The 24,891-nt window shown below is 30.3% G+C and carries 25 protein-coding genes, 3 tRNA genes, 3 pseudogenes and 1 riboswitch; of the genes and pseudogenes, 20 read left to right on the plus strand and 11 right to left on the minus strand.

Annotation, left to right across the window (positions count from 1 at the left end; all coding sequences use genetic code 11):
- Positions 1-36: 36 nt before the first annotated feature.
- The 6 genes from JJC05_RS12915 (at position 37) to JJC05_RS12930 (ending at position 4,885) form a co-directional block, all read left to right on the plus strand.
- Positions 37-837: an adenosylcobinamide-GDP ribazoletransferase gene (locus tag JJC05_RS12915; protein ID WP_105195926.1), complete on the plus strand. Its 801-nt coding sequence runs from the start codon at positions 37-39 to the stop codon at positions 835-837.
- Positions 822-1,175, plus strand: a complete 354-nt coding sequence (locus tag JJC05_RS12920; protein ID WP_258929006.1) for a histidine phosphatase family protein — start codon at positions 822-824, stop codon at positions 1,173-1,175. The genes JJC05_RS12915 and JJC05_RS12920 overlap by 16 nt, the downstream gene beginning before the upstream one ends.
- A complete protein-coding gene (locus JJC05_RS17560; protein ID WP_258929008.1) occupies positions 1,168-1,359 on the plus strand; it encodes a histidine phosphatase family protein in 192 nt (63 codons plus the stop codon). The genes JJC05_RS12920 and JJC05_RS17560 overlap by 8 nt, the downstream gene beginning before the upstream one ends.
- A 162-nt stretch (positions 1,360-1,521) precedes the next feature.
- A complete protein-coding gene (locus tag JJC05_RS12925) occupies positions 1,522-2,061 on the plus strand; it encodes a DUF2490 domain-containing protein (protein ID WP_258929010.1) in 540 nt (179 codons plus the stop codon).
- A gap of 14 nt (positions 2,062-2,075) precedes the next feature.
- Entirely contained in the window at positions 2,076-2,282 is a 207-nt protein-coding gene (locus JJC05_RS17565) for a DUF2490 domain-containing protein (RefSeq protein WP_258929012.1), read from the plus strand.
- Positions 2,283-2,624: 342 nt separating this feature from the next.
- A riboswitch (cobalamin riboswitch) is annotated at positions 2,625-2,904 on the plus strand.
- A gap of 103 nt (positions 2,905-3,007) precedes the next feature.
- Complete coding sequence (locus JJC05_RS12930) at positions 3,008-4,885, plus strand: TonB-dependent receptor plug domain-containing protein (protein WP_235877545.1); 1,878 nt, start codon at positions 3,008-3,010, stop codon at positions 4,883-4,885.
- 138 nt (positions 4,886-5,023) lie between these two features.
- On the opposite strand, the gene JJC05_RS12935 is transcribed toward JJC05_RS12930, so the two are convergent.
- Together JJC05_RS12935 and JJC05_RS12940 are read right to left on the minus strand one after the other, a co-directional pair.
- Complete coding sequence (locus tag JJC05_RS12935) at positions 5,024-6,229, minus strand: GFO_1087 family putative carboxy terminal peptidase (RefSeq protein ID WP_235877546.1); 1,206 nt, start codon at positions 6,227-6,229, stop codon at positions 5,024-5,026.
- Positions 6,226-6,435: a hypothetical protein gene (locus tag JJC05_RS12940; RefSeq protein ID WP_235877548.1), complete on the minus strand. Its 210-nt coding sequence runs from the start codon at positions 6,433-6,435 to the stop codon at positions 6,226-6,228. Before JJC05_RS12940 ends, JJC05_RS12935 begins: the two co-directional genes overlap by 4 nt.
- Positions 6,436-6,460: 25 nt before the next feature.
- On the opposite strand from JJC05_RS12940, the gene JJC05_RS12945 reads away from it, so the two are divergent.
- The gene (locus JJC05_RS12945) at positions 6,461-6,745 is read left to right on the plus strand and encodes a hypothetical protein (protein WP_235877550.1); all 285 of its coding nucleotides are present in this window, start codon (positions 6,461-6,463) and stop codon (positions 6,743-6,745) included.
- Between the two features lie 10 nt (positions 6,746-6,755).
- Positions 6,756-7,256, plus strand: coding sequence for a GFO_1090 family protein (locus JJC05_RS12950; protein ID WP_127822753.1), 501 nt, complete (start codon positions 6,756-6,758; stop codon positions 7,254-7,256).
- A 163-nt stretch (positions 7,257-7,419) separates the two neighbouring features.
- On the opposite strand, the gene JJC05_RS12955 is transcribed toward JJC05_RS12950, so the two are convergent.
- From JJC05_RS12955 to JJC05_RS12985, 7 genes and pseudogenes are all read right to left on the minus strand, one after another.
- Entirely contained in the window at positions 7,420-7,959 is a 540-nt protein-coding gene (locus JJC05_RS12955) for a YbhB/YbcL family Raf kinase inhibitor-like protein (RefSeq protein WP_127822754.1), read from the minus strand.
- Positions 7,960-8,219: 260 nt separating this feature from the next.
- Positions 8,220-9,059: a helix-turn-helix domain-containing protein gene (locus JJC05_RS12960; RefSeq protein WP_105195911.1), complete on the minus strand. Its 840-nt coding sequence runs from the start codon at positions 9,057-9,059 to the stop codon at positions 8,220-8,222.
- A gap of 73 nt (positions 9,060-9,132) precedes the next feature.
- A complete protein-coding gene (locus JJC05_RS12965; protein WP_235877552.1) occupies positions 9,133-9,831 on the minus strand; it encodes a DUF4369 domain-containing protein in 699 nt (232 codons plus the stop codon).
- An 86-nt stretch (positions 9,832-9,917) separates the two neighbouring features.
- Positions 9,918-11,771, minus strand: a complete 1,854-nt coding sequence (locus JJC05_RS12970; RefSeq protein WP_235877555.1) for a M61 family metallopeptidase — start codon at positions 11,769-11,771, stop codon at positions 9,918-9,920.
- A gap of 290 nt (positions 11,772-12,061) precedes the next feature.
- Positions 12,062-12,340, minus strand: a complete 279-nt coding sequence (locus JJC05_RS12975; RefSeq protein ID WP_088391551.1) for a TIGR03643 family protein — start codon at positions 12,338-12,340, stop codon at positions 12,062-12,064.
- 86 nt (positions 12,341-12,426) lie between these two features.
- Positions 12,427-13,253: pseudogene (locus JJC05_RS18935) on the minus strand (sterol desaturase family protein).
- A 62-nt stretch (positions 13,254-13,315) separates the two neighbouring features.
- Positions 13,316-13,552, minus strand: coding sequence for a hypothetical protein (locus tag JJC05_RS12985; RefSeq protein ID WP_088391547.1), 237 nt, complete (start codon positions 13,550-13,552; stop codon positions 13,316-13,318).
- A 133-nt stretch (positions 13,553-13,685) separates the two neighbouring features.
- Here JJC05_RS12985 and JJC05_RS12990 point away from each other — a divergent pair.
- From JJC05_RS12990 to JJC05_RS13040, 12 genes and pseudogenes are all read left to right on the plus strand, one after another.
- A pseudogene (locus JJC05_RS12990) lies at positions 13,686-15,193 on the plus strand (NAD(P)/FAD-dependent oxidoreductase).
- Positions 15,194-15,291: 98 nt separating this feature from the next.
- Positions 15,292-15,819, plus strand: coding sequence for an isopentenyl-diphosphate Delta-isomerase (gene idi, locus JJC05_RS12995; protein ID WP_105195915.1), 528 nt, complete (start codon positions 15,292-15,294; stop codon positions 15,817-15,819).
- Positions 15,816-16,223, plus strand: a complete 408-nt coding sequence (locus JJC05_RS13000; RefSeq protein WP_088391541.1) for a 6-carboxytetrahydropterin synthase — start codon at positions 15,816-15,818, stop codon at positions 16,221-16,223. Before idi ends, JJC05_RS13000 begins: the two co-directional genes overlap by 4 nt.
- Positions 16,224-16,230: 7 nt before the next feature.
- A pseudogene (locus tag JJC05_RS13005) lies at positions 16,231-16,693 on the plus strand (peroxiredoxin).
- Positions 16,694-16,698: 5 nt separating this feature from the next.
- Entirely contained in the window at positions 16,699-17,499 is an 801-nt protein-coding gene (locus JJC05_RS13010) for a type I phosphomannose isomerase catalytic subunit (RefSeq protein WP_258929021.1), read from the plus strand.
- 17 nt (positions 17,500-17,516) lie between these two features.
- Complete coding sequence (locus JJC05_RS17570; protein ID WP_258929023.1) at positions 17,517-17,660, plus strand: hypothetical protein; 144 nt, start codon at positions 17,517-17,519, stop codon at positions 17,658-17,660.
- A gap of 54 nt (positions 17,661-17,714) precedes the next feature.
- On the plus strand, positions 17,715-17,981 hold the full coding sequence (locus JJC05_RS13015) for a hypothetical protein (protein ID WP_088391535.1): 267 nt from the start codon (positions 17,715-17,717) through the stop codon (positions 17,979-17,981).
- Positions 17,982-18,061: 80 nt separating this feature from the next.
- Positions 18,062-18,135 (plus strand) — tRNA-Thr (locus tag JJC05_RS13020).
- 53 nt (positions 18,136-18,188) lie between these two features.
- Positions 18,189-18,262: transfer RNA gene (locus JJC05_RS13025), tRNA-Thr, on the plus strand.
- A 50-nt stretch (positions 18,263-18,312) separates the two neighbouring features.
- A tRNA-Thr gene (locus JJC05_RS13030) sits at positions 18,313-18,386 on the plus strand.
- Positions 18,387-19,386: 1,000 nt separating this feature from the next.
- Entirely contained in the window at positions 19,387-20,685 is a 1,299-nt protein-coding gene (locus JJC05_RS13035) for a chondroitinase family polysaccharide lyase (protein WP_235877557.1), read from the plus strand.
- Positions 20,669-22,078, plus strand: a complete 1,410-nt coding sequence (locus tag JJC05_RS13040) for a polysaccharide lyase family 8 super-sandwich domain-containing protein (RefSeq protein WP_258929717.1) — start codon at positions 20,669-20,671, stop codon at positions 22,076-22,078. The genes JJC05_RS13035 and JJC05_RS13040 overlap by 17 nt, the downstream gene beginning before the upstream one ends.
- Before the next feature lie 367 nt (positions 22,079-22,445).
- Here JJC05_RS13040 and JJC05_RS13045 read toward each other — a convergent pair whose 3' ends face one another.
- On the minus strand, positions 22,446-24,692 hold the full coding sequence (locus JJC05_RS13045) for a TonB-dependent receptor (protein ID WP_309597486.1): 2,247 nt from the start codon (positions 24,690-24,692) through the stop codon (positions 22,446-22,448).
- Positions 24,689-24,865, minus strand: a complete 177-nt coding sequence (locus JJC05_RS13050; RefSeq protein ID WP_235877563.1) for a hypothetical protein — start codon at positions 24,863-24,865, stop codon at positions 24,689-24,691. The genes JJC05_RS13045 and JJC05_RS13050 overlap by 4 nt, the downstream gene beginning before the upstream one ends.
- Positions 24,866-24,891 lie beyond the last annotated feature (26 nt).

Consider the following 24,891-nt stretch of genomic DNA (forward strand, 5'->3'; position numbering starts at 1 on the left):
TTCGTTTATCATTTACAACCTAGAATTTTTATAAAAATGAAAAAACAACGGGATATATTTTTTACAGCATTAATGTTTTATACACGTATTCCGTGTCCAAAACATATTAATCATGATTCTACTTATTTAAATAAAGCAACACGTTATTTTCCATTAATAGGCTGGCTAGTAGGAAGTATTTCTTATTTAGTATTTTTAGGAGCTCATTATCTTTTTTCATCATTCATTGCTATTATTTTTTCAATGATAGCTGGAGTGTTAACTACCGGAGCCTTTCATGAAGATGGGTTTGCTGATGTTTGCGATGGTTTTGGAGGAGGTTGGACCAAAGAAAAAATATTAAAAATAATGAAAGATAGTGCAATAGGAGCCTATGGTACCATAGGTGTTGTACTATTATTACTAACCAAATTTTTACTCCTCTTTGAAATAATAAATAAAATACCTGATGCTTCTTGGAACCCTTATATTTATGCAAGTCTTTTATTCATTACCTACCATAGTATAAGCAGAGCGAATGCCATTTCACTTTCCTTTACGTTACCGTATGTAAGAGAAGATGAATTAAGTAAAAGTAAACCTATAGCCAAAACATTTAGTCAATATGAAGTAATAGGAGTCCTTTTATTTGGGATATTACCATTAGCATGTATGTCTTTTATATACAATCCATTTTTTTTATTAATACTTCCCCTTTTGCTTCTTACACGCTTGTATATGGGACGCTATTTTACTAAATGGATTGGAGGATACACAGGCGATTGTTTAGGAGCTTTAGAGCAGATAAGTGAAGTAGTAACCCTTTTATCTTTTCTCACAATATGCAAATTTATTTAGTACGTCATACAGAAACCATTTGTCCTAAAGGAGTTTGTTATGGACAAAGTGATGTAAACTTAGCACCTAATTTTTTAGAGCAATTTCAGGAAATAAAAAAACAATTACCAGTAAAAGCATTGGTGTATAGTAGTCCTTTAACACGCTGTGTAGAATTGGCTGAATATTGTTTTTTAAAAGAAGAGATAACATTAGACGACCGATTAAAAGAAATGAATTTTGGAAAATGGGAGCTACAAAATTGGGATGTAATACCTGAAGAAGAACGAACTCCTTGGATGTCAGATTTTGTAAATATTTCAGTTCCTATGGGGGGAATCTTTTCAAATTTTGTATGAAAGAGTAATTGAATTTTGGGAAAACCTAAATAAGCAATTATTAGAACAACCATTAGTTATTTTTACGCATGCAGGTGTCATAAGAAGCTTAATTTGTTATTTAGAAAATAAACCTCTTACAGAAGCTTTTTCAAACAAAGTAGATTTTGGAGAAGTAAAAATACTTTCATTAAAAAGAGTATAAGGAAGGATGATTTAAATGAATAAGTTAATAATTAGTTAATTGCTTTGAGAAGCAATCTTTCTTGTTTTTTTTAAACACAGACTGATAAATATTTAAAAACATGTGAGATTTATTTGTTTTCTTGTTTTTTATTGTACCTTTGCGCTCCCTTAAACAAGAAAAATGAAAAAGAGTATTAAATTCCCGTTGTTTTTAGTTGTGTTATTGTCTTTTTATAATAACATATTAGGTCAGGTAATAAATCATAATAATGATATTTGGTTACATTATTTAGGAAAGAACAAACTAAATAAAAACCTTTCTTTAACACTTGAAGGATCTTTGATATTTGCAAATGGTTTTGATCAAAAACAACAGTATTTCATCCGTCCATCGGTAGATTATCAGTTTACAAAAGAAATGAGTGCTAGTGTAGGTTATACACACCATGAATTTTTTGTCTACGGAGATGTTCCTTTAAATAGAGTAGTAACACCAGAAGATAATGTTTGGATTCAAGGTGTTTATAGTTGCGCTAAAGATAATTTTAGATTTACCCATCGTTTACGTGATGAAAGCCGTTGGGTAGGAGTTGCTACTAAAAATGAAGCAGGAGATTTTGCTATAACGAGCAGAGATTATAGAAATCGTTTACGATACATGTATTTAGTAAATTATACCTTAACTAAAAAGAAGATAAACCTCAATTGTTTGCTTTTTTAGGTGACGAAATATTTATGAATATAGGAGTAAAAGCAGCAAAAACATTTGTACAACAAAATAGAGTAATTGCAGGTTTAGGATATAATTTAAACCCTCAACATCAAATTCAATTAAGTTACATTCATCAAAATTTATGGAATGTACCCAACACCATACAAGAAAATAATCCCACGCTAAGGATTTCTTATATAACGAACTTAGATTGGTCAAAGAAAAAATAATTTTAAAAGTTTTATAATAAGATCTTTGTTTTAAGTAATAAAAAAGCTGCAACATAATAGTTGTGGCTTTTTTTATTCAAATTTGTTCAAAACATATTAAGTATTACAAATTGATTATGGATAAACATATTAGGTTGAGCTTAAAAAAATCCTTGTATTTTTATACTCTTTCCCCTTTTCATCCTCATTACAAAGTATAACGCATAATTTGATATGAAATAAATCTAATATCATATACTGAACTTTGAAATATCTAGAGATTATGAATCTTTGTGTTGAGAAATTTTTAATGAAAGAATCTGTTTGTGTGTGTTTTTTTTATTTTTTTCAAAAGATGTACTAAATTTGCCCGTGAATTTATGGTGCTCGACTTTTGTGTAAAGTCAGCTTAAAAGGGAATCAGAGTGAGATTATAGAAGTATTATTTGAAGATTAACAGAAAAGGAATCATATTCCTGAAGTCTAATCTCTAAAATAAAAAATCAAAGATCAAAACCTGAGCTGTACCCGCAACTGTAAGCTATTAAGCTTGTAAGAATCTACAACCACTGTTGATAATTTAATACGGGAAGGTTAATTACAAGACGCAAGCCGGGAGACCTGCCTAAGTTTATTTTATTAACAAACTTTCGGGAAAAAAAGTTTGGGAATGGGTAAATTCTGTCTTTTTTTCCGCATTTAAAGAATTAAAATGAAAAAAACATTTTATTAGCAAGCGTTTTAACGTGTATGTATGGTGGTACTGCTTTTGCACAAAAGCAAGAATCAAAAAAATAGAAGAAATAGTCGTATCAGAGACTAAATTTCAGCAAAACAAAACAAAAACAGGAAGAACGATTGAAAAAATTACATCAAAAGATTTAGAACAAAGAAAAGGACAAAGTGTTGCTACCATATTAAGCCAGTTAGCCGGATTTGAAGTTGTAGGAAATCAGAGTGGAGTAGGTAAAAATTTAGAATTGTTCGTTAGGGGAGGAACCACAAAACAAGTTTTAATCCTAATAGATGGCAATCCCGTAGTAGACGCATCCAGTATTTCAACAACGTATGATTTACGATTATTACCAGTAGAACAAGTTGAAAGCATAGAAGTACTTAAAGGAGCTTCCTCTGTATTATACGGTGCTAATGCAGCCACAGCAGTTATTAATATTACATTAAAAAAAGCAACTGACAAAGGAGTTATAGGAACAGCTTATTTTAATGTAGGAACGCAAAACTTAGCAACCACTAAAAAATATAAACCAGAAGAATATAATCAAGGTTTTTCATTGAACGGAACAAAAGGAAAAATGTCTTTTTTAACCGCTCTAAATAGTACAGAAATAACGGGCATTAGTGAAGCAAAAGGAGATAATTTTGAAAAAGACAAATTTTCAAGAGTTAATCTTAATCAGCAATTAGGAGTAGTTATAAATAAAGAAATTAAGCTGAATTTTTTTGCTAACTATGATCGCTTAAGATTTGCCTATGATGCAGGTGCCTTTGTAGATAATGAAGTAAATACTTTAATAGGAGAACAGTTTAGAGGAGGCTTTTCTCCTTCAATGAAATATGAAAAAGGAGAGTTGAAAATAAATTCTTCTTTCGGCTTTTATGAACAAAAAAGATTATCAGGAGTTTCACTAAATAATTATACTGAATCTTTTTCTAAATCACGAAATATAAATGTTGACGTTTTTAATAAATACAATATAGGAAACTCTTTAGCTTTTATTACAGGGGTTCAATTTCAATATTTTGATATGCTTCAAGCTACTCCTTATGTTAATATTTATAATCAAGACGCTAAATACACTATGTTAGATCCTTATATTACAGCAGTATTAAATACCAAGTTTGGATTAAATGTAAATGCAGGAGCTCGTTATTTAAAACACAGTGTCTATAAAGATTATATCATCCTTAATATTAATCCAAGCTTTAATTTTGAAAAAATCAATTTAAAATTATATGGATCAATAGGAGGAGCAGTAGTAGCACCAACATTATATCAAGTATATTCTGAGTATGGAAATAAAGATTTAAGCCCACAAGAAAATGCTACTATTGAAACTGGTTTTGAAAAAAGTTTTTTAAATCAAAAATTAAAAATTTCAGCAGTTGGATTTTATAGAGAAGAAAATAATTCAATTGGTTTTAAAAAGAAGGCCTCAAATGTAGGATGGCAATATGAAAATATAGAAGGAATCAATAAGTCAAAAGGGATTGAATCCAATATAATGATAAAACCTATAGAAAAAGTAAGCCTAACAGGTAATTATACTTTTGTAGAAAATGATGAAGCCATTGCAAAATCCGTTGCAAAACATAGAGTAAATGCGGGGGTATCAGTTGAGTTTACGAAATCTATCACATGGGATGCTCAATTCCAGTTCGTAGACTTTAGAAATGTGTCATATTACAACTCCTTTACCTTTAAAGCAACAGATACATCTGTTGCTGCTTATAAATTATTTCACACTAATTTAAAAGTAAAATTATCAAACCATTTGAATGTTTTTGGATCCGTTCAAAACTTATTAAATGAGGAGTTTATAGAAACAATGGGATATAATACAAGAGGAAGAAACTTTAAAATCGGAATGAATTTTCAGTTTTAATTAAAACGGTCAAGGCTTAAGAAATAATAATATTCATAAGTTCATTACTTCAATAAATAGGAGAAATCACATTATCGTTATTTTGTGATTTCTCCTTACTTTTGAATAAAAAATAATTTTGTAGTTATAGAGCGTTGTTTAATCTATATACATTTCATATTTTAAATCACGTTTAGAAAGATCCATAATTTCATTGCCAATTTTAAATTGAGGTTTTTGAATACCAATTCTATTACCAGATTTAATTAAGCTCATTACCTTAGCTAAATAAGGTTCAGAGCTGTTCCCTAAAATACCTAGATTACTTATGTCTTCCATTAATATATTAGTCGCATCGGGCGTAATACCCGCTTCATAATCTCCAAAACCTACTTTATTAACAATTTTTAAAACAATTAATTGCATAGCATATCTATGCGTTGGATTCAAATTTCGTTTTGTGTAGTCTGGTGAGTCATACATTGTAATAGACCCCACATTTTTGCCTGTAGTAGTAGTCCCTATTTGAATTACCTGAATGTAAGGCTTTAGACAGTTAATGATTAATTCACTAGCAGAGGCGGTATTGCCCGTTGTTAAGATATATACTTTATTTAAATTTAATGAATTAATAGAAGTACCATTTTTTAATTGTGAGGTAAATTTATTTAATAACCTATTAGGATCTATTTTACTATTGATCTTAGAGTTCCATTGTTCTTTAGCAAAAATTTGATCTTCAAATTGTCCTGTAATCATACTGGCTAAACGAGTAGCGGTTGCTACCGATCCTCCTGAATTATAACGTAAATCTAGTACTAAATCAGTTATTCCAGCTGCTTTTAATTTACCAAATGCTTCATTTAATTGCGGTTCATAATATGTATAAAAACCATTATACATTAAATAGCCCACTTTTTTATTTCCTTCCTCTATTATATTGGTAATATAAACAGGATTTTCAGAATACGCCTTTTTAGTTAATGCTACTGTTTTTCCATTAGATGTAATAGCACCTCCATCATACGATGCTAAATTTAAAGTGTAATTTGTTTTAGATAACAATTCACGATAATTACTACGAGTAAGGGGTATATCATTAACGGCATAAAAAAGATCTCCTCGTTTTAGATCTTTTGTACTAGCATCACTATTAGACATGATGTATTTTACCCAGCCAAAAACTTCAGTTTTACTACCATTCTTAGGACTAATCCCATACTCCATACCATTACTATCATTCGTTCCAGAAAGAAGCTGTTCTAATATAGTATAATTAGAAGATATAAAACTAAATTTATCGACGTTTTTTCGATCGTAAATTAAATTTTCAAATAAAGCTTCAGGTTTTGAAAAAGTATTCAAAAAGAATTAAGCTCGTTTTGAGAACCAAAACGATCATCACGCAAATTTGCTACATTTTCTTGATAATAATAATATTTGTTCAAACCCTTCCAAATAAAATTATGAGCATCTAACTCACTATATTGAGGTTGATCATCTAAATCATTACAGCTAAACAGTGTGCCAACTGTTAGAATGATGAAAAGCTGGATTATATTTTTTTTCATTTATAAAAAGATATGATGTAAATTTATGAGCTTAAAATTAGATCAAATGCGTAAAGAAAAAATAAAAAATCGAAATTTATTTTGGTTTTTAACATTTATAGTTGGTTCGGTAGCGTTTGGGAGTTACTATTATTGGTTTAAAACACAGAATATAAAGAAGGAAAAAACTTTCTTAGGAACCTATCAATCCCCTGAAGAAGCTTATAAGGAAACACAAAAAGCCTTGTATTTGATGTCAATTCAATTGAACTCTGGCATGAAAAATGCTCAGAGATTAAAAGAACATAAGCAAACTATTCAAAAAAAATAAAGCAATAAAAATGAGAAAAATAATAATGTTCCTTTTAGGAATGCTTTCGTCTTATGTGAGTATAGCGCAAACCCCTTTTGATAAATTTGAAGGCAATAGTAATGTCTCTTCTGTTGTTGTAAATGACAAGATGTTTGAGTTAATGAGTAAAGTCAAGATGGAAACAAAAGAAGATCAAGCTTATTTAAATTTAATTAAAAAATTAGATTATTTAAAAGTATTCAAAACAACGCATCCTAAAACAACTTCTGATATGCGTACTAGTGTAGATCAATATGGAGATAAATTAGAAGAGTTGATACGTATAAATGAAAATGGGAAAAATGCCAAAATATATGCCAAAATGATTTCAGGAAGTACCAATGTGTCAGAGTTATTACTTTTTATGGAAGGAAAAGAAACCGTTTTGATGTTTTTAACGGGAAATTTTTCATTAAGTGAAATTTCGCTTTTAACTAAACGAATGAATTTACCAGGAGGTGAAGAATTGAATAAAGCTACTAAGAAATAAAAAGAGGTTGCCCAAAAAGAAATATCATAATATTAGTAGCCTTTTTTCTGTGGAAAATAAAATCCAGCATCATGTAATTTTTATCGTCTGAATAAAAAATCAGTCTACTTTTGGTTGAAGTATGGTTTGGACAACCACTTTTTTTAAGAATCGTATTTTTGAATTATCTTTTGTAATACATAATAATAGAAGCTTTTTCAAGAGTATTACCATTTAAGTAATAACCCACTAGTGCAGGACTAGCATTTTTGTCTAAACCTAATTTATCTGTTTTTAATGCGTAAACAGTAATAGTGTATTTATGAAAACCATGACCTTCAGGAGGACAAGGACCTCCGTAACCAGATTTTCCAAAATCAGTAATACTCTGTATTGTACCAGTAGGCATTAAGTTTTTAGTAACATCTCCAGCTCCCGTTTTTAATTCTTTAGTCGTAGCAGGAATGTCAAACGCAAGCCAATGCCACCATCCACTTCCTGTAGGTGCATTTTCATCGTGTATTGTAATGGCAAAGCTTTTAGTGTCCTTTGGTGCATTTTCCCAAAATAATTGAGGAGACATATTTTCGCCTGTACAACCAAAACCATTAAAAACTTGTTTCATAGTTGCTTGACCACCTAAATCATTACTTTTTAAAGTAAAAGTTTGTGCACTTGCTGTAAAAACTGAAATAAAAGCAAGTAGAGTTAAAATTCTTTTCATTTTTAGACTATTTTATAATGCAAATTTATAACGAAGTTGGGTACTATCATTACGCTAAAAGTTCAAAAAGATGTTTTGTTAGTTCATTTTAATCCAGATTCCGCGTTAGAATTTTATTACGAATAAAAGGAAATATTGAAGTAATAGATTCTGTATTAAGTTGTTGAAATTAATGCGTCTATATTTCCTGTGAAAAATGGGTGTGCTTATTTTCTTAGTTCTTCTCACCTTCATTACAAAGTCTATCGTGTAATCCAGATTTAATCTTTAAAATTTTTAGGTGATACACCATAATATTTTTTGAACTCATTGCTAAATGCCGATAAATTTTCATAGCCTAATTCATGGTAAATGTCAGAAGGCCTTTTGTTTAGAATTAATTCGTTACGTGCTTTTTCCATTCTTTTTGAAATAAAGTACTTTTTTGGAGAAATTTGATAAATTTCTGCAAACTTTCTTTTAAAACTAGAAATACTCATATTAGATAAAAAAGCAAGTTCCTCAACAGTTAAATGATTATTCTCATACTGCTGAACAATATCTTTTATTGATTTATTTTTATTGCGACTTAATGTGTTTTGGAAAAAATTAATAATTCGGTCAGATTCTTTATGTAATAAATATAATAGAATTTCTTCCAGTTTTATATAGGTAAGGAGGGATGATTGATTAAAATCATTTTTTAATAAAAGAACTGATTTTTCAAATAAACTAACATAAGGATCTTTGTGAAGATCTAGTACCGTTTGGCTTAAATCATTTGTTTTTTTTAAATGAATTTGTTTTTTTGATAAAAAATCATTTAAAAAATGATCAGAAAAGAAAAAAAGAATACTATTATACCCCGATTCTCCTATCAGGCGTTCCGTCATTAAACTATTTCCAGATTGCAACAAAAAAAATTGATTGTTTTGTATAGAAATGTTGTTTTGATTACTAATGACTTCCTTATGGCCACTTAATAAAAGACAAAGAACATTATGGGTAAAGGTAACAGGTATGTTTTTGCTGGATTGTTGCGCATTATAAAAATAAACGGCACAGTCAAAATGGTTATCCTGAAAAAGATCAAAGGGTAAATTAACGGGTTGTGTATTCATTAAGTAGCATTTGATAATAAGAATCTAAATGAAAAACGACAATTAAAGGAGTTAATTGTCGTTCGTATTATTTTTATTTCTTTAAGTAGTTGGTGAATTTTTTGCCGTATTTAGAATTGGCTACATCTGGTGACATCTTTTTTTGTATTTCTACTAAAAATTTGGGCTGCATATCATAAATATCCGTAAGAGCTATATAGGGAGCAATTTCATGATCCGCATGGGTAAGTGCAAAATTAGCAGAATATAAATATTTCCTTTTTAATAGTTGGTCTTGCTTGTTTTGATTATCTGATGCGCTATAGTTTTTATTGCCTTTATTACCCAATATTTTAGCTTGGAGTAATTGAAGTTGTTGTTCGTTAAATTTAGAAATGATGTCTTTATATTCTTTATAAAGATCATGATTTTTAGAGCCTGTAATTTTGGCATTAGCAAAAAAGAATTCAAGGTCTGTGTCAATATTTATTTTTCCGGGTTCAGCAAAAAATAATAGATTATTATCTAATGAGTTAGTTTGTCCTCTATCTACAAATAAATATAGCATTTCGGGAGAATCTAATTTAATAGAACTTTCAAAATTAGACGAGCCATTTAATTCAATAGTATCTAAAGCAACTAAAGTACTGTCCTCTACTTTTTGAATGTATAATTTTCCTTTTTTTAATCCCCTTATATTTCCTGTTACTATTACCTCATCTTTTACAAGTGTTTTGTCTGTACATGAAGAAAAAAATATAAATGAAACTGCTATGATGATTTTTTTATACATATTTATTATAAATTTCTCGCAATGTAATAAAAAAATCCTCAAAATTCAACTGTATTTTGAGGATTTAAACGAAAAATAAATATGATTTATCCTTTTAGCCAAGCTTCTTTTAAAGCTTTTTTATTATCGTCTGTGGCTTTATAAGTTGTTACATCTTCAAAAGGAAGTTTTATATTTCCTTTTAAAATTATTTCTTTTTGATCTCTCTTTATTTTAATAGAAATTTTCTCATTTTCCTTCCAACTCTGACTTGTCATGATCATATCATAAATATTGTCTAAGTTGTAGTTTTTATCATTTATAGCCAAGATGTAATCACCTCCTTTTAGTCCTAAATTTGAATAAAATTCAGGAAGTTCTATTCCGTGAATAATAACTATTTCTTTCGTTTCTTGGTTAACTGTTATATAAGGTGTTTGGTCTTTTATAAAAACATTTCCGTGTACTTTAGTTTGTGCCTGTGTAATGCCCATTTTGGCAAAAAACTTATCATAAGGTATAGGAGTTGGTCCATCTACGTAAGTTTTTAAGAAATCACCCACTTCTGGATAAGTAAGTGCTATAATCTTATCAAAAAGAGCTTCATCTTTAAATGGCTTATTAATACCATATTCATTATTTAATTTTTGCATTAGATCTAATACACCACGCTGACCATTGCTTTTTTCGCGAATAAGAATATCTAAACACATGCCTATTAAAGCACCCTTTTGATATACATTAAGATACTGATCTTTGTAAGGTTTTGTTAATACATTGGCACTCATTTTAGTAAAAGGAATTGTATCATCCATATTGGCTGCTTGTCTAATCTTGTCAGTCATACGGTTGTAGAACTCCTCCTCATTAATTAATCCTTGGTTAATTTGAAAAAGATTCGCAAAATATTCCGTTATACCTTCATACATCCACAAATGTTTAGACATTTTAGGCTCATTAAAATCAAAATAATGAATTTCTTCAGCATGAATGCCCAATGGACTTACGATATGGAAAAATTCATGAGAAACAATGTCTTTTAATTGTTCATCCATTTGGTCAGAAGGCATCATTTCAGGCATTACAACTGTTGTAGAAGTAGTGTGTTCTAAAGCGCCAAAACCTTTTGCATCCTGTTTTTGTACATCAGTAAGGTAGATTAATACAGAATATTTTTTTGTATTATTTATAGGACCTAAAAACTTTTTTTGGGCTTTCATCATTTTCTCCATATTAGGAGCTAAATCAGCTGCTTTGTATTTTCCTGTTGGAGAATAGAGGCTAATGAGAATATCCATATCATCTACCTTAAAAGTAACAATGTCTGGTTTTGTATACATTATGGGATGATCTATAAGAGTAGCGTATCTATTTGTTTTGAAAACATCTATTTGATTACTAGAGTTGTTATCTGTGAGTGAAGTAGCGCCATATAGATGCTCAGGGTGTAGAACCGTGAGTGTATAAGGAACTTCCTTTTTATCACTAAAATACCCAATAAAACCATGTGTATTTAAAACAAAGCAGTTAGAGTCTATGTTTGTTCCTGCTGGCGAAAAAACATCGTCACCTCCTATACCGCCAACTTGTTCTGTATCGTAGGTGTCATTTACCCAGTAAGTTATTTTAGCTAATTTTTTAGCACCTGTAATGCGGTATGTGTTTTCATCTAGTTTAGCTAAAGGTAAATTTTCCCCTTTATTAGTATAGGCTTTTATTTTTTCAATAAAACGACCATAGTTGTCTAATGAGTAGGTTCCGGGTACTGTTTTAGGGATGCTAAAAATAATAACATCTTCTTTAGACGGTGTAGGAACTACTGTAACCATGACTTTGTCGTCTTGTATTGTGTTTAAATCAATTGTAACATTTACTTCTGGATTTTTAGAATCTTTTAAAGGAGTTGCTTTAGAATTAAAAGAAAGAAATGCTAATAAAGATGATAAAAATATTTTTTTCATTGATGAATAATAAGATTGGAAAAAAGGGTTGTTAATCTGGATTGCGAGATAGATTTTGTGATGAAGATAAAAAGACAAAGAAGATAAAAATGCACGGAAATTTTTTACCGTAGACGTAGTTTTACTACATTAGGTACAAAAAATGAAGTACTTTTTAGATTCAAGGGCACTTTTATCTCTAATAAATTTCTAAAACGTAATTTGGGGTTAAAGATATTAGTTTACTAATTTTTAATGTAATCTTTATGAAAAAATTAACAAAAAAACTCCTGTAAAACAGGAGCCTAAAATTAATCAAATTTATTTTTAAGGTAATACTTCCCGTCTAGATCATCATCAAAGTCATTATTTTTAATAGGTTTAGGTTTGGGTTTGGAAGCTGTTATTTTTTTCTTCCAAAGTTCAAATTGATCTTTTGATAAATGTTTACGCATTAACTCTGTTACGTCACTTTCGCCCACTCCAAATTCTTCTTTAATTGATTCAAGGGGTTTACGCTCTTCTTTTGCCATGCTGATTAGTCTTTCTAAATTTTCTCTGTCTAATTCAGCGATTTTACTTTTTCTCATTTTAAATTATAAAAACAAAATTGTATTAAACTTTATGCAATACTTATTCCAATATTAATAAAAAGGAATGACTTTTTAAAATTTTTTTATGTTTTAGGATCTCTATATTTTTGAAAAGGAATTGATAATAAATTTTTAAGATTATTATGCTCTTCTTTAGCCATATAAGTATCTATGCCAAAGATGATTTTATCGTCTGCTAATTTTGTATAAGTTCTTAAAAAACGGTCCCATATACTAAAAATATTACCATAATTGCTATTCGTGTAAGGTAACTGGTAATGATGATGTATTCGGTGCATTTTAGGGGTAATCAAGACAAGTGCTAGTAAAGAATTTAACCAATTAGGAAATTGTATATTAGAATGATTAAACTGAGATAATATGACAGAACAAGATTGATACATGAAAAAAAGCCAAATAGGAGCTCCAGTGAATAAAACGGCTAAAGCAGTAAATAAAAACCGAAAAATACTTTCGCCGGGTGATGACGGTTAGCGCTAGTTGTGTCAAGCCAAGTGTCAGTATGATGAATCAGATGAAATCGCCATAAAAATTTTATTTTATGCTGTAAATAATGAGGAAGATAAGCACCTATAAAATCCATTACTAAAAGTCCAATTATACATTGTAATCCCAAGTTTGTAATAGAAAACCAATGTAAAATTCCAAAATGATTTTGAGTATTCCAAATGCTGCTTTTAAATAAAAGTATTGCCAAAAGAAAATTAACAATAATAGTAGTAAAAGTAAAAAAAAGATTAAGTAAAGCATGTTCGCTTTTATTGTATTGAAATTGAAAACGAGGAAAACCGCTTTCTAAAATCCAAAAAAAAGCAATGCCTCCAAACAATATTAAAGACCTATGGGATGAAGGTATCGTCTCAAAATAATTAATAATCTCGTGAATCATAGTTTTTAGTCTAAAATCAAAAATAGTAAACTATTTGTTATGAATGAAGCAAGATTGTTTTTTTATTCAAATAATTCACCTCTGTGAGGTTTTAAAGCATCTCTAACCTGAATCATATTTTCGTTATTTACAACCATCCAAGCTATAGCGTACATATCGTTTAGTACAGTAAAACCTGTAATTTTAATAGGAAGTCCCTCTCTATCGATATACTCTTTTAGATGAATTTCATGATGTTCAGCTATTTTAGCAGCTGTAGAACCTCTAAAATCCCAAATAAGTTTTATTTGTTTTGGCATCGTCTGTTAATTTTGAAATGCAAATTTACAACGAATCACTTAAAAATAAGTAGTATTTTTGCATTGTAAAAAATTGATAATGCCAAAAGAACTTCAAATTCAAGTGTCACCTGAGGTAGCTTCTAATGAAGTAATGCTAAAGAATCATATTGCAAAATTAATACAAGTATCCATTGTAGAAATACAACATATTGTAATTCTTAAAAAATCAATAGATGCTCGACAAAAAGCAATTAAAATAAATTTAAAAGTCATTCTCTATTTTCAAGGAGAAAAAATTATAGAAGATAAAATGACTTTGCCAAACTATCAGGATGTGAAGAATGCACCTGAAGTTATTGTTGTAGGAGCAGGGCCAGCTGGTTTGTTTGCTGCTTTACAATTAATAGAGTTAGGTGTTAAGCCAATCCTGTTAGAAAGAGGAAAAGAGGTAAGAGGAAGAAGAAGAGATTTAAAAGCAATTAATAGAGATCATATAGTCAATGAAGATTCTAATTATTGCTTTGGAGAAGGAGGAGCAGGTACTTATTCTGATGGTAAATTATATACTCGTTCAAAAAAACGTGGCGATGTAGACCGTATTTTAAGATTATTGGTAGCATTTGGAGCCTCTCCTGAAATATTAATAGAAGCACACCCTCATATAGGAACGAATAAACTCCCAGAAATTATCCAAGATATTAGAGAAAAGATAAAAGAATATGGAGGACAAGTCTTATTTGAAACACGAGTAACAGATATTCTAATAAAAAATAATGAAGTAGAAGGCGTGGTTACTCAATCAGGCGATATCATAGAAGCTAAAAAAATAATTTTGGCTACAGGACATTCAGCTCGTGACATATTTGAATTGTTAGATCGAAAAAAAGTATTGATAGAAGCAAAGCCTTTTGCCTTAGGAGTGCGAGCAGAACATCCGCAAAGCTTGATAGATTCAATACAATATTCTTGTGATTTTAGAGGAGAATTTTTGCCTCCAGCTCCTTACTCTGTTGTTAAACAGGTAAACGGAAGAGGAATGTACTCCTTTTGTATGTGTCCGGGAGGAGTTGTAGCTCCTTGCGCAACAAGCCCCGGAGAAGTAGTTACAAATGGTTGGTCGCCATCAAAAAGAGATCAAGCCACCGCTAATTCAGGAATTGTAGTAGAACTAAAAATAGAAGATTTTAAACCGTATGCTAAATTTGGAGCCTTAGCAGGTATGGAATTTCAAAAAGCAATTGAACAAAAAGCATGGGAATTAGCAGGTAAAACACAAAAAGTACCCGCTCAAAGAATGGTTGATTTTTCTCAAAAAAAAGTTTCACAAAGCATACCTAAAACATCCTATGTGCCGAGTACTACTAGTGTAGAATTAGGAACTGTTTTTCCTTCTTTTTAACCCAAATTATGCGCGAAGGATTTGTTCAATTTGGAAAATCAATGAAAGGATATTTTACCAACGAAGCTATTTTACACGCTCCCGAAAGTAGAACCTCATCACCTGTTAGAATTCCTCGTGATAATTTTACATTGGAACATTTGCAAATAAAAGGCTTGTATCCTTGCGGAGAAGGAGCCGGATACGCAGGAGGTATTATTTCAGCTGCTATAGATGGAGAAAAATGCGCTATAAAAGCAGTCGAATCACTCTTGTGTTAACCTGTTTAAAATCTGTGTAAAAATCATTTAAGAGGCAATAAAAAGGAGAGCGCAGTAATTGATAGACTTTTCGTACTTTTACCCCGTAATACAAAACTATGATTGAAGAAAAAGTAATATTGGTAAATGAAGCAGATGAGGTAATAGGATTAATGCCCAAACTAGAAGCACATGAAAAGGCGCTGTTGCATAGAGCTTTTTCTGTATTTGTATTGAATGATAAACGAGAAATAATGCTTCAGCAAAGAGCACATCACAAATATCATTCACCATTATTATGGACCAATACCTGTTGTAGTCATCAACGGGAAGGAGAATCTAATATAGAAGCTGGGAAAAGACGTTTACAAGAAGAAATGGGATTTACAACAGAGCTAAAAGAACTTTTTCACTTTATTTACAAAGCCCCCTTTGACAATGGATTGACAGAACATGAATTAGATCATGTGATGATAGGATATTTTAATGAAGCACCGCTTATAAATCCGGAAGAAGTGGAAAATTGGAAATGGATGTCTATTGAAGCCGTAAAAGAAAATATAAGGCTTTATCCGGGGCAATATACCGTTTGGTTCAAAATTATTTTTGATGAATTTTATCATTATTTAGAAGCGCACACAATATGAGAGTAACAGTATCTAGAAAAGCTCATTTTAACGCAGCCCATCGCCTATATAGAAAAGATTGGACAGACGAACAGAATCAAAAAGTTTTTGGAAAATGTAATAATCCTAATTTTCATGGTCATAATTACGAGTTGATAGTGAGTGTTACAGGGATTATCAATCCAGAAACTGGTTATGTGATTGATATTAAAGATTTGGCAGATATAATTTATGAAGAAATAGAAATTCCGTTTGATCATAAAAATTTAAATTTAGATGTTCCAGAATTCGAAAATTTAATACCTACAGCGGAAAATATAGCAGTCATTATCTGGAATAAAATTAGAAAAAGAATACAAATAGAAAGCGATTTAGAGGTTACGTTGTTTGAAACACCACGTAATTTTGTTACATATAAAGGATAATTAAATTATGCAGAAAGGTTTGAAAGTAGGGGATAAACTGCCTCTTTTTGGAGCAAAAGATCAAAATGGAAATGATTTTTATATTAATTCTGTTCTTGGTAAAAAAGTATTAGTCATTTATTTTTATCCAAAAGATGATACTCCCGGTTGTACCAAACAAGCTTGTTTTTTAAGAGATCAATATGAAGAATTTAAAACCATAGGAGCAGAAGTTATAGGTATTAGTGGAGATAGTATTGCGGCACATAAAAAATTTGCAAGTAAATATGATCTACCTTACATATTACTTTCCGATCCTGATAAAACATTACGTAACCTGTTTGGGGTAAAATCAAATATGTTAGGGTTAATTCCCGGGAAGAGTAACCTATGTAGTTGATAAAGAAGGAATAGTTCAAATGATTTTTGAGGACATGAATGCTACTAATCATTTAGATCGTACAGTTGAAAAAGTAAAAAGTTTGATTTAATGCCGATGGAATTATACCCTTTGCAATTTAAACCTATTTTTAAAGATAGAATTTGGGGAGGTACACGTTTAAAAACACTTCTAAATAAATCAATTCCTTCCGAAAAAACAGGAGAGAGTTGGGAATTGGCTGCTATAGACCAAGATGTTAGTCAAGTAACTGAAGGTGTTTATAAAGGGATGTTTTTAAACGATTTGATAGAAAAATACCCATTAGAAGTACTCGGTCATAAAGTATATCAACAGTTTGGGACGCAATTTCCTTTACTGTTTAAATTTTTAGATGCTAGAGAAGATCTCTCTATTCAAGTCCATCCTAATGATGCGTTAGCAAAAGAACGTCACAATTCTTTTGGTAAAACCGAAATGTGGTATGTAGTAGAAGCCGAACCAGAAGCAAAATTAATAGTAGGATTTAAAGAAAATGCTTCGAAAGAAGCTTATTTGGAACATTTGAGAAATAAAAATCTATCCTCTATCTTAGACGCATATCACGTAAAAGAAGGAGATGTTTTTTATTTAGAAACAGGCACTGTACATGCGATTGGAGCAGGTACCGTTGTAGCAGAGATACAACAAACCTCTGATATCACGTATCGAATTTATGATTTTGATCGTAAAGACGCACAAGGTAATCTAAGAGAATTACATATAGATTTAGCTTTAGATGCTATAGATTATCAAAAGAAAAAAGTAAAAGTTGATTATACCTTATCGGATGATCAAGCCGTAAATGTAGTCGATAGTCCCTATTTTACAGTAAAAGTTATAGAATTGAAAAAAAATATAAAAAACAAAACGAAGTAGATAGTTTTGTGGTTTATATGTGTATAGAAGGGGATTTAGGAGTTAAAATAAAAGAACAAATTTATGAGTTTAGTAAAGGCGATACTTTTTTAATTCCAGCAGCTCTAAAAGACTATCAATTAATAGGAACTTCAAAGCTGTTAGAAATTGTAATTTCTTAACAGATATCGAAAGAATAATTGTAATTTTGCAAACGTAATTTAAAATACATACTAATGGCAAGTGTAAGAAATTTAAAAAAGAGTATCAATTATGTAATTAGTCAGATTATTGAAGCGGTTTATTTATATGAAATGACTTCAACAGGGAAACCAACTGATACAACTAATGCTATTATTGAAGAAGCTTTTGTTATTTTTGATAATTTGATTGAAAAATTAAATCAAAAGAACGTTGAAAATAAAAAAGCACACTTTAAACAAATAAACGCAGAATTGGAAAATGCTGCAAACCAATTAGTTGATAAAATTAATGCTTTGTAATTAAAAAAAGTATAAAAAAGTAGGGTGCAAAGCTTTGGAAAATAAAAAAACTATCCTATATTTGCACCCGTAAATGAGTCGCCGGTGTAGCTCAGCTGGCTAGAGCAGCTGATTTGTAATCAGCAGGTCGTGGGTTCGAGTCCCTCCATCGGCTCAAAATTTATCGAAAGATAAATTAGAAAATAAATTTATTGGAAAATACACTTTGCCGGTGTAGCTCAGCTGGCTAGAGCAGCTGATTTGTAATCAGCAGGTCGTGGGTTCGAGTCCCTCCATCGGCTCAAAGTTTATCAAAAGATAAATTAGAAAATAAATTTATAAAATACACCTTGCCGGTGTAGCTCAGCTGGCTAGAGCAGCTGATTTGTAATCAGCAGGTCGTGGGTTCGAGTCCCTCCATCGGCTCAAAAAGAGAAATCAAATCGATTTCTCTTTTTTATTTAAAATAAGTATATCAAAAGTAACCTTACTTTTGTGAAAATAAAAAAATGACCAATTTTTATTTTTTGGTTATTTTCGTTTTCAAAAATTTCAAAAGAAGAATCAAGTCAGAAATCTGGGATTAAGTTCATGAAATGTTTTTTTATTATGTGATTCCTTCTTACTTCGGAGTGACAAACAAAAGGCATTTAGCTTCGGATTCTTGTCATCCTATAAAGTGAATAACATAGCGTTTTTGATTTAGCAAAGCATGTGCTATATACTTTAGAGAACTAATTTGAAAATGGGAAACCTCATTTATTCTATAAAAAAGTCTGTTCTAAAAACATTTTTTATGAAACCAGATTACGCATTAGACCCGAGCGTAGCGAATAGACGAAGTAAATCTATTCCACTTTATTTTTCTTCAAATTCAAGCACGTACTCAAATTTTAATCATCAAAATAATTCACTATTTCTTCTTCTAAAATTTTCCGTGAGCACTTGAATTTATTGAAAAATTTTGTTTCAAAACGAAGTCTAATGCGTAATTTGGGTAAATAAAATTCCTAAAAAATGGCAAACCCTTAAAATATTTTTTTAATGAATTAGACTTTGTTTCAAAATAAATTATTAAATTTGGTATAAGACAGGTAATATTTTATACTTCTGTCAGACTTAAAACCTATCGCTTCAGTAGAAATTTATCAAAAATGATATTGATGATAATCTAATGAGCCGGATGATTAGAAATTATCATTATTCTACCATTTTATTTTTTTTGATAGGTGTATTATATTAATTTTTTTAATTAATCTAATTTTTATTATTGTTCCCTTTTATAGCAAATATACTAGTTGCTACGATTGCTATTGAGTCAAATTTTAAACTTTGTGAAAATTAGATTAAAAAACATCTTGTCACGGTTATTGCTTATTAATATACTTTTAAGCAAAGCCATAGTATTAATAAAAATAAAAGACTAATGAAACCAGTATTTTTTTTAATAACAGCACTATTCTTGACAAGTGTCTTAGGAATAGACGCTCAGTGTACGCCTACTTTTGTTCCTGATTTAGCATTACAATCAAGTGACGCAACTATTAAATCGGAAATCCAAAATATTTATGATAAAGCTAAAAATACAAGATTAGCTGCTACCCAACCATCCAGCTCAAGTCTAAATACAGCTATTGGACTCTATAATAATTTCAATATCGTTGTAAACGGCAATACGATTACTGGTAATCCTATAACCGATTATAATAAACTTACCTTTTTAAATACGTTTGTTGACCACCTAAAATTTAGTCCTAATGATACCGCCGTAATTGAAAAGGTCAATAATTTAATATGGTGGGTTTCAGAAAACCTTTGTAATAATACCCTATCAGTTGATACACACGGTTACATATTTAAGAACTTTTCAAGAAAAGGCTTCTTCTGTGCAGAGTATTTAACCCTTCAAAACAAGCAAAGGATTTTGTATATTATGGAAAAAGAATTTGCCAACTGGAATGTTTTTTGGAAACCAACTTATGATTATAAATCCCAAGTAACAGAAGGCGTTATTAATACAGATGATGTTTATAATAAATTAGATGCACTTGTGCCTTTAGTAAAATGTTTTCCAACAGATGATGAACAGTATCGTTATATGTTAACCTTAAGCCGATTTGTTACCCGATTTGCCTCTGTATACACAGATGGTACCCGAGATGGAATAAAACCAGATGGCAGTGGATATCATCATTGGAACAATTACGAAACGTATATGTATGCTTATAATACTCTTATTTATTGCTTAGATGTATTTGATACTACTCGTTTTCAAATAAAAGCTCCAGCGTATAAAGTTTTTAGAGATGCTGTTATGCACAAATTATTAATTTCTAATGATGCTGGATGGATCCCCCTATCTATGACAGGTAGAAGTGGTAACTGGGAAACAATATCAGTAGATCAAAATTCTATAAAAAATTTAGCTCTTGTAGGAGGCCGTATTTTGGGTTTAAGCACAGCAGATCCTCTCTTAGCGGGTATTTATAATAAAAGATATGGCGTAGAACCGTCCTTTAATTATAGTACAATTGCTCCTTTTTACGATGGCTTTTATCAAAACAATCACGCAAGTGCAGGTATATTTAGAACCAAGAACACGGTGATACTAAATAAAGGATTTAGCAATCAACTTTGGGGAGCAGAAACCTTTAGTAATAGTAACAGATATGGTAGATATCAAAGTTATGGAGCTATGAATATCCTATATCCGAGGAACTGCTGATGCTAACGGTTTTAATAATACAAAATGGGATTGGAATTATAATCCGGGAGCTACGACTAAAGTATTATCATGGCAAGATTTAATTGTACCTTGGCAAAGAGTAGATGAATATTCAAGTAAAAAATTTTCAGGGTCTTTACAGTATAATTTACAAAATAAAGAATATTTAAGTAACGTTTTTGGAACACTTGGGATGTTTGCTATGGATTTTCAAGAGGCAGAAAATATAGGATGGGGAGGAACCCCAACAGGATCAAATACGCATGACATTTCTTTTACCTTTAAGAAATCTTCGTTTTTCTTTAATGATATGATCATTTGTTTAGGCTCTGATATAAGCAATAGCGATGTTAATAATTCAACCGTTACCACTTTATATCAAAATGCAACAACTCCTAACAATGTGATAATAAATAACAATACATATACCTCAACAGGTACAACATCTACTTATTCAGGAACAAATCCAAATTGGGTTTTGGATAACTTTAATACAGGCTTTTACTTAGTTAATGGAAATAATGATTTAAAGATTCAACGTAAGAATCAACAAACACCATCACATAATCAGAACAATCCAACAATTTTAAATCCCATTACAGAAGCAGCTATAGGATTTATAGATCACGGTAAAGCGCCTAATAATGCTCAATACGAATATGTAGTAGTTCCTAATACGAATGCTTCCGATATGCAAAATTTAGCCAATTCATTCCAAAATACCAGCACACGACCATATACGGTGCTAAATAAAGATAGTAAAGCACATATTATCAAACATACAGCATCAGGAATACATGCTTTTGCTCTTTTTGAACCGAATACAACACTTCCGGGGAATACAAGTATTATTTCAAATGATAAACCTTGTTTAATAATGTACGGATCGTTAAACTCTAATTCAGAAATGACATTGAGTTTATCCAATCCAGATCTAGGTCTTCCAGATAAAAGAAGTTTTGATTCATTCAAAGTTCAGCCTATAGAGATTACATTTGATGGAGAGTGGGAATTATCACGACCTCATAAAGATATTCAATCCGTGTCTTCAGGTTCAACGGGTACTGTATTCAGGTTTTTAACTTCTCAGGGCTTGCCTATTGAAGCTACTTTTAAAAAAAATATAACTTCAACAAGCCCAAGAATAGGTTCGTTTGTAAATAATGGAAACGCTGTAAAGGCAATTTTAGCTTACCCTAATCCAACAAATACGATCATACGGGTTGATAATGTTCAAATGAACTCAACAAATACTAAGCTATATAATTTACAAGGACAAGATTTAACTCATTTAGTTATAATTAATAGCAACACAGTAGATATGTCTAAATTATTAAGAGGGACATATTGGTTAAAAGTCGATAATCAAAGTATTACAGTCTATAAAAAATAATAGGATAAAAAGATAAACTATAAATAACTAAAAAATCATTCTTTAATTTTATATAAAATAGGATAATAGAATGATTCTATCAAAAATCCCATTTTGAATAACTACAAAATGGGATTTTAATATTTTATTTAGAGAAGACCAAATTAAACCCAGATTACGCATTAGACCCGAGCGTAGCGAATAGACGAAGTAAATTTATTCCACTTTATTTTCTTCAAATTCAAGCACGTACTCAAATTTTATTCATCGAAATAGTTGACTATTTCATCTTCTAAAAAATCTCTTGAGCATTTGGATTTATTGAAAAAAATATTTTACAACGAAGTATAAGGCGATCGGAGTTTAATCTAATTCAAATTTCAATTTTTTAGAATAATCCTCCTCCTTGTGATTCATTTTGACTTCTTTGTTTTCTATCTAAAGCTTTATTTTTGCCACTACCAAAACGATAATTAAAATTGATATTTATAGATTGGCTCTCCCATCTAAAAATTCCATTAATTTGGGCAGGCTCATCACTATAAAAGCGTGCTCTCATTTTGTTGAAAATATCGTTGTATCGAATGCTTAAAGAACCTTTTCCGTTTAATAGGTTTAGTCGAGCTCCTAAATCGGTTTTCCACATATCTTTATTAGAAAATTGTAGACCATTTTGACCCGCTCTATACATGGTAAACCAAATTAATCGAAAATCTTTAGTTAGTTTAAAAGTATGATTCATTCTGCTATTAAACAGAACTGCGTTAATATTTTGTGTGTATAAGTTACTATCTCTTTTTTCTATGATACCTGTTGAATTGGTGAAATAGCTATCAAAACCAAAATTTACGCTCCACCATTTTCTAAAATCTAAATTACCAGATAATTCAATACCGTATTCTGTATTACGATCAAAATTAGTAAAGGTTAATTGTTGTTTTGTTGGCTCGTTAGGATTTGTTGTAATAATTTGATCAATTTCATTTTGAATAAAACGTACAAAAGCTCCCGATGTAATAGATCCTATTTTTAATTTTCGAGTGTAATTTAATTCAATAGAATTGGTAAATTGAGGTCTTAATTTAGAGTTTCCTACTTGTTGGATTGTAAGACCATTCCATTGTCTAATTTCATTTACTTGCTCCATATTAGGTCTGTCAACTCTTCTAGAATAGTTAAGGTTAAATGAATTGTTTTCAGATAAATTATAGGTTAAAAAAGCCGAAGGATATACCGTGAAAATATAATCGGAAAATGTTTTATCTGTATTTCCTGTTTTTTGAAAAGAACCTTTTGCTTCATAACTCTCAAATCGAATACCTAGTTGATAGTTCCATTTTCCTAATTCTTTACTATAATTACTATAGGCAGAATAAATATTTCTTCTAAAATTAAAAAGAGCGTCAAAGGTTGAGTTAATTTGGATTTTGTTATTTGTATCATCTAATCTGCTTTCTAATCCGAGTTCTATTTTAGATGTTTCGTTTATAGGGTTTACAAAATCAATATTACCAATGAAGTTGCTGCCTTTTTTTTGAATTGTATTGGTAGATTTTATAGTATAGTTGCGATCTTTAAAAATACTATTTTCAGGTTCATCATTTGTATTATAACTTAATTCAATATCCAGTGTCCTATTTTCATTGTCAAATAGGTGTTTATAAGCAAGATTATAGGTTTGGTTTTTGTTTAAACCACTAGCTTCTTGTATTTGTAAATCTTTAAGGTTACTATCTAAATAATGAATACCATTTTTAAATTCAATAGTAGGGTTGTCAAAATTTTGAATGGTATAAAATGAAAGTGTATTCTTATCATTTATATAAAAATCGGTTCCGATTTTAGAGAAATTATTTTTTCGGAAATGAACGATGTCAAAATTAAGATCATAATCTTTTGTACTGTCGTATTTATTCCATTTTATAAGACCATGATTTGTGTTTTTTCCATGATTTAATGAATAATTGGTGTAAAAATTAAATTTATTAAATCGGTAGTTTAAGTCTATAGAGCCATTGAATTTAGGTGTAATCCCAAAATTAACAGCCGTGGTTATATTGCCATTAAACCCTAAATTAGAATTTTTATTAAGTACAATATTTATAATACCACTCATTCCTTCAGGGTTGTACTTAGCCGATGGATTCGTAATGAGTTCTACCTGTTTTATGGCAGTTGAAGGGATTTGTTGTAAGGCTTGAGCAGCAGATAGATTAGAGGGTTTACCATCTATAAAAATTCGTACATTTTCATTGCCTCTTAAACTTACAGTGTTGTTCTGTACATCTACACTTACGGTAGGAATGTTATTCATTAATTCAGCAGCAGTAGCGCCTGCTGTTTGTAAATCTTTGCCGATTGTAATTACTTTTCTATCAATTTTTTGTTCAACTGATGATTTCTCTTTTGTAATACTGACTTCATTTAGTTGTTTTGATTCATCTTCTAATACAATATTTTTTAGATTGATATTTTTGTTTTCAGAAGTTAATGTTACTGTATTTACGTATTTTTTATAGCCCATAAAAACAACTTCTATAACTAAATTTTTAAGTGGTAGACTTGATATTGAAAAAGCCCCATTATCTTTTGTTATGGCTCCGGATATTGTTTTACCTTCGCTTTTTACAGTTATGGAAACATAAGGAAGGGGAGAATTGTTTTTTTATCAATTACTTTTCCAGTTAGGGATCCTGTAGTATTTGAATAAAGGCTGTTGTAATTATTGTTACTAGGAGTTACAGGAGTTTGTGCTTGTATAGTGCCCATAGCAGCTAGTAGGCAAACTAAAATTGCTTTTCTTTTCATTTTGATTGATAATTTTGATTGATGAT

The sequence above is a fragment of the Flavobacterium davisii genome (assembly GCF_019565505.1).
GTDB classification, from domain to species: domain Bacteria; phylum Bacteroidota; class Bacteroidia; order Flavobacteriales; family Flavobacteriaceae; genus Flavobacterium; species Flavobacterium davisii.

Coding starts and splice junctions, on each gene's coding strand:
- JJC05_RS13050 (WP_235877563.1), bottom strand. CDS start 24,865: ATGAAAAGAAAAGCAATTTTAGTTTGCCTACTAGCTGCTATGGGCACT.
- JJC05_RS12950 (WP_127822753.1), top strand. CDS start 6,756: ATGAGAAAAATAATAATGTTCCTTTTAGGAATGCTTTCGTCTTATGTG.
- JJC05_RS13035 (WP_235877557.1), top strand. CDS start 19,387: ATGAAACCAGTATTTTTTTTAATAACAGCACTATTCTTGACAAGTGTC.
- JJC05_RS12975 (WP_088391551.1), bottom strand. CDS start 12,340: ATGAGAAAAAGTAAAATCGCTGAATTAGACAGAGAAAATTTAGAAAGA.
- JJC05_RS12960 (WP_105195911.1), bottom strand. CDS start 9,059: ATGAATACACAACCCGTTAATTTACCCTTTGATCTTTTTCAGGATAAC.
- JJC05_RS12925 (WP_258929010.1), top strand. CDS start 1,522: ATGAAAAAGAGTATTAAATTCCCGTTGTTTTTAGTTGTGTTATTGTCT.
- JJC05_RS12985 (WP_088391547.1), bottom strand. CDS start 13,552: ATGCCAAAACAAATAAAACTTATTTGGGATTTTAGAGGTTCTACAGCT.
- JJC05_RS12915 (WP_105195926.1), top strand. CDS start 37: ATGAAAAAACAACGGGATATATTTTTTACAGCATTAATGTTTTATACA.
- JJC05_RS12965 (WP_235877552.1), bottom strand. CDS start 9,831: ATGTATAAAAAAATCATCATAGCAGTTTCATTTATATTTTTTTCTTCA.
- JJC05_RS12955 (WP_127822754.1), bottom strand. CDS start 7,959: ATGAAAAGAATTTTAACTCTACTTGCTTTTATTTCAGTTTTTACAGCA.
- JJC05_RS13015 (WP_088391535.1), top strand. CDS start 17,715: ATGGCAAGTGTAAGAAATTTAAAAAAGAGTATCAATTATGTAATTAGT.
- JJC05_RS12970 (WP_235877555.1), bottom strand. CDS start 11,771: ATGAAAAAAATATTTTTATCATCTTTATTAGCATTTCTTTCTTTTAAT.
- JJC05_RS17565 (WP_258929012.1), top strand. CDS start 2,076: ATGAATATAGGAGTAAAAGCAGCAAAAACATTTGTACAACAAAATAGA.
- JJC05_RS13000 (WP_088391541.1), top strand. CDS start 15,816: ATGAGAGTAACAGTATCTAGAAAAGCTCATTTTAACGCAGCCCATCGC.
- JJC05_RS17570 (WP_258929023.1), top strand. CDS start 17,517: ATGTGTATAGAAGGGGATTTAGGAGTTAAAATAAAAGAACAAATTTAT.
- JJC05_RS13010 (WP_258929021.1), top strand. CDS start 16,699: ATGGAATTATACCCTTTGCAATTTAAACCTATTTTTAAAGATAGAATT.
- JJC05_RS12940 (WP_235877548.1), bottom strand. CDS start 6,435: ATGAAAAAAAATATAATCCAGCTTTTCATCATTCTAACAGTTGGCACA.
- JJC05_RS12920 (WP_258929006.1), top strand. CDS start 822: ATGCAAATTTATTTAGTACGTCATACAGAAACCATTTGTCCTAAAGGA.
- JJC05_RS12945 (WP_235877550.1), top strand. CDS start 6,461: ATGAGCTTAAAATTAGATCAAATGCGTAAAGAAAAAATAAAAAATCGA.
- idi (WP_105195915.1), top strand. CDS start 15,292: ATGATTGAAGAAAAAGTAATATTGGTAAATGAAGCAGATGAGGTAATA.